This is a genomic window from Yoonia sp. MH D7, assembly GCF_054439475.1.
In genome coordinates this window covers 2964348-2976319 of sequence record NZ_JBTJCF010000001.1, presented here as the reverse complement: position 1 = coordinate 2976319, position 11972 = coordinate 2964348, and the positions used below count along the sequence as shown (strand labels likewise).

Genomic DNA, 11972 nt, shown 5'->3' with positions numbered 1-11972 from the left:
CCCCAAACGTTCCTAATTGGAGCTGTTCTTTCGGTCCGCATTTAGGCGCATCACCGCACCGACCGCGAATGTGATCAACAACAACCCCGCAACCCCGACAAGGAAGGTAAGAGCCGTCATCGTGATATCTGTCTCTCCAAGCGTAAACATTGGCGCACCCTGAATAATCTGTGCGCCAATTGTTGCGGCAAACAGCGCTGCAATTCCAAGTGCCCCGAATACGGTCGCGCCGCCAACAAATCCACTTTTCTGCGGATGGCTCAACGCGCGTCGCACTGCACTAATTTGCTGGTTTACGTCTGCCTGCATTGCCATAAGCGCGGGCACAATCATCAAGACAAGCACCATGCCAAAACTAAGTCCGTAGACCAAGGTGATAACCGTAGGTTTAAGGAACTGCGCCTGACTTGACCCTTCATAGAGCAACGGCAGCAGCCCAAGCACGGTGGTCAATGTTGTCAGTAATACCGGTCGCAAGCGGTCCGATGTTCCGTCGATGATTGCCGGAATCAACCCTCGCTCTTGGGCATATTCGTCCACTGTGGTTACCAGGACAATTGAATCGTTTATGATGATCCCGACCATGCCAATCATCCCCACTACCGAGAAAATGCTCATCGAGACGCCCCAGTGGTAATGGCCGTAAATTGTTCCGACCAGCCCGAAAGGAATTATCGCCATGACGACCAGTGGTCGCGTCCAACTCGAAAAAATCCATGCCAAAGTCAGGTAGATCCCGATCAGACATAAAATCAACCCGTCACGTGCATCGTTCAAGAACCTGTCGGACTGCTCGGACAGACCGGAAAGCGTCGTTTGCACCCCAAAGTCGGCTTCGATCTTGGGCAAAATAGTTTGTTCGACAATATCCATAATCTCAACTGCCCGCGCCGCATCATCATCAGACAAGTCGCCAGTGACAGAAATGAGAAGAACACCATTCTCGCGTCGGATTGTTGAGAAACCTGTGCGACGTTCTACCGATACGATATCCGCGAGCGGCACATAACTGCCGTCGTTGGCGCGCATCATCGACCGTTCAAGGAAGTCGGCGGTCAACTCACCTGCGGGCAATTCCACACGGATCGTCGCAGAGCGCGGGCCGTCAGGATAACTTGCCGCTTCGATCCCGCCCAAGCGATTGCGCAAGGTCCGGCCCAGCGCGTCAATGGTGAACCCAAGCGAGTGCCCTTGCGGCGCCAATTGCAAAATCAATTCTTCTTTATCGTAAGCAAGATTATCTTCTAGCGCTGAAGCCTCTGGGAATTGAGCTAGCATAACCTTTAACGCTTCAGCCGCCGCCTTTAGGGTCTCTGAGCGTGCCCCCGAAATCTGAATATCAAGCGCATCACCGCCCGGCCCGCTGCCCCAACTGCGAAAACTGACGGTCTCTGCAAGCGGATGTTTTATCACCAACTCTTGCAGTTCACCCACAAACGCTGTGCTAGAATAGGGCCGCAGGTCGGCATCGATCAATTCGATTGAAATCGCTCCCAGTAACGATGCATCTTTACTATCTGCACCGGCAATCCCGCGCCCTGCGTTGCCGCCTATTTCAGCCATTACGAAATCGACCGGATTGGCGCCGAAACGCTCTTCGTAGGATTTGCCCAAGGCTTCGGTGGCCCGCTGCATTTCCCGCATCATCGCAATTGTATCGGCGCGGTCAGCACCCGCCGCCATTGCAAAATTACCGCTGATAGAGCCTTGCTCTGGCGAGCTAAAGAACCGCCATGTTACATCGCCCTTTATGAACAAAACGATCTGACTGCTCAGCAATACGATCAGACCTGCAAACACGGGATAGCGCGCCCAAATCACTGCCGCAACAAAGGGGCGAAACGCCTTTTCACGAAACCAATCGAAACGACTGTTCACAAAGCGGCTAGGCGCATCATACCAGTGTTCTTTATGAGAATGTGCCAACGCATGAGCCATATGATTGGGCAAAATCAGGAAACATTCTACCAAACTCGCGGCAAGCACTACGATCACGGTAAAAGGAATATCGCTGATTAAATTGCCAAATCGCCCCCCAATCGCGACCAGACCAAAGAAAGCAATGATGGTCGTCAATGTGGCGGAAAACACCGGTGAAAACATACGCCTTGCTGCGGTTTCAGCAGCGGTAACCGGATCCTCGCCTAGCCTCCTCACCCGAAAATCAGCATGTTCACCTACGACAATTGCATCATCAACAACGATGCCCAAGGTAATAATCAGCGCAAACAGCGATATCATATTGATCGTCAGCCCCGCCGCATACATCAGGGCAATCGCGGCCAGCATCGCCACAGGAATGCCCGCCGCAACCCAAATTGCAATCCGTGCATTCAGGAAAAGAAACAGCAGACCCACGACCAAAGTAAGCCCCATCAGGCCGTTTTCCATCAAGATGTTAAGCCGACCCGTAATCTGTTCTGCGCGCGTGCGGATCAGATCAACTGACACGCCTTGCGGGACCGTCAACTCGAACGCGTCCGCGACCTCTTGTGTGCGTTCCTGCAAGTCGATTGCGTCACCCCGATCCGACCGGTCAACGCGGATCTTGATTGCGGAATCCATGCCTACGAAATATGAACGGTCACGATCAACTCCCCCTGCAGTTACGCGGGCCACATCACCCACAGCCAAGATGGAATTATCATCATTGGTGCGCAACGCGATATTCGCGATCTCTTCAACGGTGCGTTTGGGCGATCCGGTTCTTACGCGCGAGGCGCCTGATACATCGCCTGCCGGACTTGCATCCGCCTCTGCTCTGACAGCATCCGCGATCTGAGCCATTGTCACGTCGTACTTGATCAACGCCTGCGATGGCACCTCGATCATAATTTCGCCTGCCGCGATCCCTTGCACTGTTGTTTGGGTTACGCCTGCCGCAAACAAGCGCACAATCAGTTCGTCAGCAAAGCGCGCCAGCTGGTCTACCCCGACCGGTCCTGTGATCACTAAATCAGTCACGCGGTCAGACCACTGACCTCTTCTGACAGTTGGATCATCGGCCGCTTCTGGCAGATTACCGACGCTATCGACGGCCTTTTGCACGTCATCAGCAGCGCGCGCCATATCCCAGTTTGGCTCAAACTCAAGCCGCACACTTGCGCGTCCCTCAGTGGATGTCGCCGTTGTATCAGTAACCCCCTGCACCGACAGCAATGTAGGCTCGAGAACCTGCACAACAGCAAGGTCGATATCGCCAGCTCCTGCCCCGTCCCAGCTAACCGAAACCGTGACCGTATCGATAACGACATCGGGAAAAAACTGCGCGCGCATTCGCGGAAATGCAATGACACCTGCCGTGATCAATATCACTAACAACAAATTTGCCGCCGTTTTGTGCCGCGTGAAATACGAGATAATTCCGCCAACTTGCTCGGAACGCCGCATTCCTTAGCCCCCCATACGGGTTTCAAGCCGTTCCACGGTTTCGACAGACACTTCATCCGCCTCTAATTGCGTTAAAATCCGTGCTTTGGCATCATCAGCCATGCGCGAATTTGACTGAACAAATGCAATGAGCTTAGCGCGGCGATCAGGCGTCAAAACGACCATCGCCTCTGCTTCGGAAATAACCACTCCATCATCTGCACCGCGCAATGGGTTCACCTTGATCCCTGCCCCAAGGATAGGCGACCTTTCTGCGACGATGCTGGCGCCATGCAGTGCAGGTGCGCGCACGATCACCGCGTCGCCTTGCCTTCGCAACACAACAACCACAGCAACAGTCAGTCGGTTGTCATCACCAATTACAAGCACTGTGTTATCCGCGCCAAGAGCCATCGACGGTAGTAAAGCGACCTGTTCAAGCGTCGGCTCGGCAACGGTCAGAGTGACAAAATCACCGGGCCGAAATGCAGGAGATGAGTCCATCCTGGCAAAGATCAAGCGGCCAACCTGCCCTCCCGCAACCGATGCGCCTTCACGACTAATTGTGGCAGTTGTCGTCAGATCACCGCCCAACACATCTAACCGCACAGTTGCTGGTGCCGAAATTAAACGCCCTTCTGCGTCTAGCAGACGGGCGTGTTGTGCAGTCGAGACACGAAACGCGACCTCTAGCTCGCTGAGGTCAATTAACTGTGCAACCAATTGGTTTGCCGTGACGCGCCCCCCTTCGACCACTGACGTATCGGCCAGAATGCCCGCAAAGTCCGCGATGACAGTGGTGTCAGCAAGCGTACGCCGCGCCTCGGACAAGTTGATCTGCATGCGCTGTTCGCGCGTCGTTGCCATATCCAGCCGTGCTTCCGATTGCGCGATAGATTGCCGCTTCGACAGTACCGCTTGATTGGCTGCCGACACCGCAAGCTCGGCATTTTCCACCGCAGCCGTTGTGCCAACGCCACGTTCTCGCAGATCAACTTGCCGAGCCAATGCAGCCTCACGTAGACGAGCCTGTTCGGTAGCCGCGTCAAATTCATCTTGCCCCAAAGCTAATGATCGTTGCGCGTCGCGTGTCTCTGCCTCGGCGTCGCGTACATCGGCACGCACACGATCCAGTGCGGATTGCGCGTCATTAGGATCAAGCCGCAGCAAGATTTCGCCCTTTTCAACAACACCGCCACTTTGAAAACTGTCCGAAATTTCGATGACACGCCCAGTTGCAGATGGCCTTATATCAAGGGTTCGCCTTGCTTGCACTTCACCAAAAACCGAAAGTTCGGGCGTGAGTGTCGTAGCCTCAAAGGTAATCGCATTAACGGTTAGGACTTGTTCGGTGGCAGGTCTTTGACGCGGCTCATCGGCCATTTGGGCGCGGATAGCAGAATTGACCATAGAAAAAGCAACACCAAAAAGCGCTAAGGTTGCAGACATCAGGAATAGCCCGGTGAGGCTACGTTGCAAAAAGCGCATGCTGTGCCCCCTTTTGACCAAGACAAGTATTACATTTCGCCCGCATACAACATTTAGCGCATATATTATATGTAGCCAGTCTGAATTTCCTACAGTATTTTATGCCCTTCTTTCGCAGACGCTGTAACAACCCGACCAATCTCTGCAAATCTCTCGGACAGCGGGTTAGATTTCCGCCAGATCATGCCGATCATGCGTGACGGCGGAACACCCGAAAACCGCGAAATTGCAACAGGTGCTGCGCGCAACTCTACCGCGATAGCCATTTCGGGTAGCAGCGTAATGCCCATGTTTGCCGCAACCATTTGCACAAGCGTGGATAGCGAACTGCCGTCTAACCCTTCCCATGGTCGCGCGGTGGGTGTGCTGCAAAATGATAGCGCTTGGTCGCGAAAACAATGCCCTTCTTCCAGCAAAAGCAAGCGCATCTCGCGCAATGTATCGCGGGCAGGCACCGGTTTGTCACTTTCGGAAATCGGACGTACCAGAACAAATTCCTCCTCGAACAAGGACACCTCTTCAAACGAAGGCTCGTCGATTGGTAAGGCGACAATAGCCGCGTCCAACTTTCCATTGCCAACCTCTTCGATCAATTTGGGGGTCAGCGTTTCACGGACTCGCAAGTCCGCACTCGGATACTTCACTTGGAGGTTACCTATCAACTTAGGCAATAAGTAGGGTGCAACAGTTGGAATAATACCCAGTCGTAATTTCCCGGTCAGCGTATCCCCCGAGGCGCGCGCTAGTTCAACAAGATCATCTGCCCCTCTTAGGATATCTCGTACACGCAACCCAAAATCAACACCGAAGCCGGTCAAGCGGACCTGCCGTGCGCTGCGCTCAAACAGCGCCTCGCCTATTATTTCTTCGAGCTCTTTTATTTGCATTGATAAAGCAGGTTGGGTGATCGCACAGACGTCCGCTGCATTTCCAAAATGCAAGTGCAGCGCGAGTGCTTCAAAATAGCGAAGATGTTTCAGTGTGATGTCGGGCATAAGTTATACTTATCAATACTATCAGTTTATTCAACTTAACTAATCGATATGGTTTGGTATGTCGAAGCAAATTCGAACTTGATTGGAGATCACCATGGACAGCAACGATATCAGTAAATGCCCCGTATTAGGCCACTCGGAGTCCGCGAAAAGCGCATCACGTAACCACCATTGGTGGCCAGAGCAATTGAATCTCAAAGTGCTTCACCAGAATACGCCGCTGTCAAACCCGATGGGCGACAACTTTGACTATGCCGAAGAGTTCAAAACGCTTGATCTGGACGCCGTGATCGCAGATTTACACGCGCTGATGACCGACAGCCAAGAGTGGTGGCCTGCTGACTACGGTCACTATGGCCCGTTCTTTATCCGCATGGCGTGGCACTCTGCTGGCACATATCGCGTTGGTGACGGTCGCGGAGGTGCAACATCTGGTAGCCAGCGGTTTGCTCCGCTTAACTCATGGCCCGATAACGTCAGCCTGGACAAAGCCCGCCGTCTGATCTGGCCAATCAAAGCAAAATATGGCCGCAAGCTGTCTTGGGCTGACTTGATGATCCTCACAGGGAACGTCGCACTTGAATCGATGGGCTTTAAAACCATGGGCTTTGCCGGTGGCCGCGTTGATATTTGGGAGCCAGAAGAAGACATTTATTGGGGTCCGGAAACCGAATGGTTAGGCGACGAGCGCTATGAAGGCGAACGCGAGATGATCGGTGAATTGGGCGCCGTGCAAATGGGCCTGATCTATGTGAACCCAGAGGGGCCAAACGGCAACCCTGATCCAAAACTGTCCGCTCATGACATCCGGGATACATTCATGCGCATGGCGATGAACGACGAAGAAACTGTTGCTCTCGTTGCGGGCGGTCATACCTTTGGTAAGTGCCATGGCGCCGGCGATCCCGTCGCGTATGTGACCGCAGAGCCAGAAGGGGCACCGCTTGAGCAGCAAGGGCTTGGCTGGCAGAACGCTATGGGCACAGGCAACGGCGTTGATACCATTTCGTCAGGCATCGAAGGCGCTTGGACTAAAACGCCGATCACATGGGATAATAGCTATTTTGATACGTTGTTTGGCTTTGAATGGAAGCTGGTCAAAAGCCCTGCGGGCGCGCATCAGTGGGTTGCGATTGGCGGCGAAGGCACAGTGCCAGATGCGCACGACCCTTCCCGTACGCACGCACCAATGATGACCACTGCCGACCTCGCCCTTCGCGAAGATCCTGCATACGCAAAAATCTCCAAGCGCTACCACGAGAATCCAGCCGAGTTCGCAGAAGCATTCGCAAAAGCATGGTACAAGCTGACACATCGCGATATGGGTCCATATGAGTTGGGCCTTGGCAAGTTGGTTCCTGCACAACCGGAGTTGTGGCAAGATCCGGTGCCGACATCAACAGCAGCACCGCTTTCAGACGCGGATATTGCGACGCTGAAGGCAAAATTGCTTGCGGCACTCCCTATCGCGACACTGGTGAAAACAGCTTGGGCTTCTGCAGCGACCTTCCGTGGTTCAGACAAGCGCGGTGGTGCAAATGGCGCTCGCATTCGCCTTGAACCTGCAAAAGATTGGGCTGTGAATAACCCAGCGGAATTGGCCGCTACATTGACAACCATCGAGACTGTGCAAGCCGAGTTCGGCGCTGATAAAGTCTCACTTGCTGATTTGATCGTACTTGGCGGGTCTGCTGCAGTAGAACAAGCGGCGAAAAACGCTGGCCATGCGGCCACCGTGCCATTCACAAGCGGTCGCACCGACGCAAGCCAAGAGCAAACAGATGCGGAAAGCTATGCGTGGCTTGAGCCGAAATCTGACGGATTCCGTAACTTCCACGGCAAGCCCGTACGTGCGACCCCTGCGGAAATGTTGGTGGATAAAGCCCAGCTTTTAACACTCACCGGCCCTGAAATGTCAGTGCTTGTTGGGGGAATGCGCATGCTTGGCGCAAACACTGACGGGTCCGACAATGGCGTATTTACCGACAAAGTGGACACGTTAAGCAATGACTATTTCAGCAACTTGCTGGATATGGGCACTGTTTGGACCGCGACGTCCAAGAATAGCTATCAAGGCACAGACCGTAAAACCGGCGCGGCAAAATGGTCGGCAACATCTGTTGATCTGGTGTTCGGCTCGAACTCGATCCTGCGTGCGCTTGCGGAAGTTTATGCAAGCGACGACGCGCAAGGCAAGTTCGTGACCGACTTTGTTGCTGCGTGGACGAAAGTCATGAACCTCGACCGTTTCGACATCGCATAAGTACGCAAAAACTCCCCCTCGACACCGCAATTACGTTGGGGGGGGGGGATTGAGCCCGCTTAAAACCCGTCGACCAAATATGACTGCTTTGCTGGCAGGACACTGAATTTGACTAATTTGGTTTTATTGAGGATAAGTTCACTTCTTAAGAGTTCAGGACTGTATGGATAAAAGGTAGTTCAAAACCACCTACTGTGACGGACTAAACGCAAGGATACATCTATGCCATCTGCCGATCAGATCGACACCAATGGCAATGTGATCGCGAGAATTTTCAAACACCCCGCATGCCATTTACTCCTACCAATTCTTGTTGCATCAGCCGCATTCTGGGTGCTGCATTCGATGTCTCAAGATATTGATTTTAATGACGTAATTTATGATGCAATGACCTATCCAGCGCGGTTATTGCTCGCCTCTTTAGTCGCAATGATGGTCAGCTATCTGTCCTTTTCGATGTATGATATCCTCATCATGCCAAGCGTGACGCCGATAAAATTACCGGTGCATATTCAATTGATGACCGCTGGATCAAGCATGGCAGTTTCAAACATGTTAGGGTTTACGTGGGTGACGGGTGCCGCGGTTAGGCTTCGTGTTTACTCGGCGTTTGGAGTAAAAATTTCAGCAATCGCCAAGTTGATTGCCATCTCATGGGTGGCATTTACCGGTGGCCTGTGGGCCTTGCTCGGTTTACTAATGTTACTGCGCCCGACCGGTGTTTCGCAACTTTTTACCATTTTTCAGGGCAGTGAACAACTTATCGGTACGTTAATGATAACCTCCCTCGGCCTCTTCTTTTGGTGGACACGTAACGGCCCTAAAAGCGTGCAGGCGGGACCGATCAATATGGAGGTTCCTGCCGCAAAAGACGGGCTCAAACTCACCGCAGTTTCGATGATTGACATCGTTGCAATGGCAGCAACGCTCTATTTCTTGATGCCAGCAGACCTTTCGCAGAACTTCGTCTACTTTCTTGTGATTTTTGCCGCTGCGTTTTGGCTAGGCATCATCAGCCATTCACCTGGAGGATTGGGCGTCTTTGAAGCTACGTTGATCGCAGGTTTAGGCGCGGTTGGGCGGTCGGATGCCCTTGCGGCCATTGCAATCTACCGCGTTATTTATACCGTATTACCGTTTTTCATCGCGGTAATCGGTCTATCTATCGCGTGGCTTTTGTCTAATCGTAGGTAGCAGCGGCGCGCTCGATCTGATTGAGCAGAGCCCCTAAAATCCTTCAATTTTTTGTAGAGTCCGCCCAGCAAAGAGCGGATAATTTTGCGATTTAATGCGGCTTCATCTGGGAATCCTTCGTTGAAGGCTTCGGCGGGTGTTTCCAACAAAGTCCACCCTTGGTGAGAAGGTCGCCAACACACCCGAGTATAGCAGATCATAAAGTAGCGTTACCTAAATCAATCAGGTGACTTCGGGTATTTCAACATGGCGCCCCCCTTCATGGAACGTGCCAAAGTTTTGCACCCATGTCGTTCCCGGCCAGCGTATTTCCATCTCGCCTCTTCTGGGGCGATAAATGGCTGTATATAGCGTGCCGAACCCTGCCCGGAATGCGGTCGAATAAAGGGGCGGACGTAAAAATGCGCCGATAAATTTTTCTTGCGGATCACGGTGTAGGGTTAACCGCTGAAGCAAATACCGCTCACGCTCGACTGTGGCCGTTGCACGGGCGTGACTGACCCAATCAATGCTTTCCTGATGGTTGGTTGCAACAGCCGCGCGCGTGATAATCGCAGGTCGATCTGGAGCTAGCATCGCGGTCAGATATTTTCTCTTTCTGTCCAAAACGGTGACATTATACGCCATATGGGTCGGCATCCGAGCCAGAACTTCGCCCGCTTCGTCTGCCGTTATGCAGGTTTGTAAAATATAGCGCAGTATCAGCGGTACCCCAAAGCCTTTGCCGACAATTCGCCGTCCACCAAAGGTCAGAGAGATCGCAAGTCCTGCATCATTCATTCCGTCCACGAGACCAAATAAACCGTCTGACGTGCCGATCACCTGCCGCCCCTGCCACGCCGTTCGCAATGTCAGGCTATCAAATGCGTTTGGATTATAGTCGTAATTCCGCACCATGACGGGCTCTTTACCATGCCAGATTGCCTGACTGCACCCCGACAAGTAAGGCGGAGGACAATAGAATGAAAGAAATCTCGCTGCCTGATCACCACCACCAGCGACTTCGCACAACTCATCATAGAGTGGGACAATCTCGGGCATATGTTCTTTGAGCGCACGTCTACACTCCAGATAACTTGGTCGCGCAGCGTTGCCTTCTTTTAGCCACCAGCGCTGATAATGAGGCCAATACTCATTGAAAAGCCCGGCCCATTTAGGGCCGGGCAAATCCTCACTAACTGCTCGCCAATACATCTCTGCCCTTACATCAACTTAAACGCGAGTTCCTCTGACGTAGGCCCCGCATTTGCAACGGCCAATGGCTGACCTTCAACCGATCGCTTAATGCCGTGAATCCATTTCTTTGCCCGATCATTCAGCTGGAAACTTTTGGTCATGGATCTGCCGCGCGTCACAAGAATACCAATGTCGGCTCCTTCATAACGGTAATCGCCAGGTTGCAGAATACGCAGGAAGAATGCTTCGTTTTCGGATTCGACCGCACGACGGTGGTAATCAAATCGGTCGAACACGACGCGACCATCATCCAACATCTTATAGATGCCAGTCTCAGGTGATTGCGTGCAAATGTCCACAGAATCTGCTGTATGTTTAATCACCATCTGCGACCAGCTATCGATCATGTCGGGATTAGCCCAACGGTTGTTCAACTCGGTCGTATCCAATTCGAATTTCTTTTTCGAAAACTCAAGCAAGTGGAACAAGAACAATGGCGCATCAGCATGAGCAAAAGCTGCATGATTTGTCATTGACGACGCACCAGTGATCCGCGGATTCAATTCCCCTAACCAAATCTCGTTGGTCTTTTTGTCGATCAAGAAGTCGAGCTCAAAGTAACCACGATATCCTTCTTTGCGAAGCTGCTCACCAAATTTGAAAGTCAATTCACGAGCCCGCTGACGCACCTTTGGCGGGAATGCCGTGGAGAGAATTTCATTTCCGCACCAACCACCACGATAGGGTGTCAGGTCTTTGAACCCCACCAACTCTGTCATCAGCGGGCCAACAATTGTGCCCTCTTTGGTCGCACATGCCTCAATCGCAGAGCCACGACAATCGATCCGCTTCATGATCTTGATTTCACCTTCGTCGACGATTTCATGCTCGTGACGACGGAAATCAGATTCAGAGTTAATAAAGAACGTTGTGTGGCCACTATCTCCAAAAGCGGATTGCAGGACAACATCGTGCCCGATACCCGCTTTTTCGCAAATCGCCTTCAGACCGCCATAAGATTTGACCTCGGCCAAGACGTTCGGCACCGAAGGCACACCCGCCTTATTGCCGATGCGAACAGTCTCGATCTTATTGTCCATGCTCGTGCGCAACTTGGCCTTTGGGAACCAAACCTCTGCACCCAACTCTTTGGACAATCTCTCGGTCTCTTCGTCGAACATGAGAAACACAAACTTGGGCTTGCCGCCACGACGCTTGATAAAGTCGATAACCTCTTTGTGCTGCAACAGGTAATTGTTAATGTCTTCGATAGATTGAAATTCTGCATGCGGCTGCTCGGAAGGACAAAATACGTTTGGGTGTTTGCCACCGTAACAATCAATATAGCAAATATATTTAAAGTTTTTGACCCACTCATCAAGTCCCAACAGATTAAAGTTGGTCGCTGAAATAAAGTAAATCGGATCTTCGTTGCGATGAAAAAACCGTCTGATTTCAGAGATATTTCTAAGTACAGTTGCCATTTT

Annotated in this window: 7 protein-coding genes; 2 read left to right on the top strand and 5 right to left on the bottom strand. The window is 52.2% G+C overall.

The genetic code is table 11. The annotated features are described in order from the left end of the window. Positions 1 to 12 precede the first annotated feature (12 nt). From ACXLHR_RS14795 to ACXLHR_RS14785, 3 genes are all read right to left on the bottom strand, one after another. Positions 13 to 3390 (bottom strand): efflux RND transporter permease subunit, encoded by a 3378-nt coding sequence (locus ACXLHR_RS14795; RefSeq protein ID WP_458792156.1) that lies wholly within the window; start codon positions 3388 to 3390, stop codon positions 13 to 15. A 3-nt stretch (positions 3391 to 3393) separates the two neighbouring features. Continuing rightward, a complete protein-coding gene (locus ACXLHR_RS14790) occupies positions 3394 to 4857 on the bottom strand; it encodes an efflux RND transporter periplasmic adaptor subunit (RefSeq protein WP_458792155.1) in 1464 nt (487 codons plus the stop codon). Between the two features lie 89 nt (positions 4858 to 4946). Further along, positions 4947 to 5852 carry a LysR substrate-binding domain-containing protein gene (locus ACXLHR_RS14785; protein ID WP_458792154.1) on the bottom strand — a complete coding sequence of 302 codons (906 nt, stop codon included), beginning with the start codon at positions 5850 to 5852 and terminating at the stop codon, positions 4947 to 4949. 94 nt (positions 5853 to 5946) lie between these two features. Between ACXLHR_RS14785 and katG the strand changes: the two genes are divergently transcribed. Together katG and ACXLHR_RS14775 are read left to right on the top strand one after the other, a co-directional pair. Continuing rightward, complete coding sequence (gene katG, locus ACXLHR_RS14780; RefSeq protein WP_458792153.1) at positions 5947 to 8115, top strand: catalase/peroxidase HPI; 2169 nt, start codon at positions 5947 to 5949, stop codon at positions 8113 to 8115. A 222-nt stretch (positions 8116 to 8337) separates the two neighbouring features. Beyond that, positions 8338 to 9309 carry a hypothetical protein gene (locus ACXLHR_RS14775; RefSeq protein ID WP_458792152.1) on the top strand — a complete coding sequence of 324 codons (972 nt, stop codon included), beginning with the start codon at positions 8338 to 8340 and terminating at the stop codon, positions 9307 to 9309. 222 nt (positions 9310 to 9531) lie between these two features. Here the strand turns inward: ACXLHR_RS14775 and ACXLHR_RS14770 are convergent, their stop codons facing one another. Both ACXLHR_RS14770 and ACXLHR_RS14765 read right to left on the bottom strand, forming a co-directional pair. Then, complete coding sequence (locus ACXLHR_RS14770) at positions 9532 to 10503, bottom strand: C45 family autoproteolytic acyltransferase/hydolase (RefSeq protein ID WP_458792151.1); 972 nt, start codon at positions 10501 to 10503, stop codon at positions 9532 to 9534. Between the two features lie 8 nt (positions 10504 to 10511). After that, entirely contained in the window at positions 10512 to 11969 is a 1458-nt protein-coding gene (locus ACXLHR_RS14765) for a biotin carboxylase (protein WP_458792150.1), read from the bottom strand. Positions 11970 to 11972: the final 3 nt, after the last annotated feature.

Excerpts from the sequence above, each read along its gene's own strand:
- ACXLHR_RS14775 (WP_458792152.1), top strand. The coding sequence starts at position 8,338 with ATGCCATCTGCCGATCAGATCGACACCAATGGCAATGTGATCGCGAGA.
- ACXLHR_RS14785 (WP_458792154.1), bottom strand. The coding sequence starts at position 5,852 with ATGCCCGACATCACACTGAAACATCTTCGCTATTTTGAAGCACTCGCG.
- ACXLHR_RS14790 (WP_458792155.1), bottom strand. The coding sequence starts at position 4,857 with ATGCGCTTTTTGCAACGTAGCCTCACCGGGCTATTCCTGATGTCTGCA.
- ACXLHR_RS14765 (WP_458792150.1), bottom strand. The coding sequence starts at position 11,969 with ATGGCAACTGTACTTAGAAATATCTCTGAAATCAGACGGTTTTTTCAT.
- ACXLHR_RS14770 (WP_458792151.1), bottom strand. The coding sequence starts at position 10,503 with ATGTATTGGCGAGCAGTTAGTGAGGATTTGCCCGGCCCTAAATGGGCC.
- katG (WP_458792153.1), top strand. The coding sequence starts at position 5,947 with ATGGACAGCAACGATATCAGTAAATGCCCCGTATTAGGCCACTCGGAG.
- ACXLHR_RS14795 (WP_458792156.1), bottom strand. The coding sequence starts at position 3,390 with ATGCGGCGTTCCGAGCAAGTTGGCGGAATTATCTCGTATTTCACGCGG.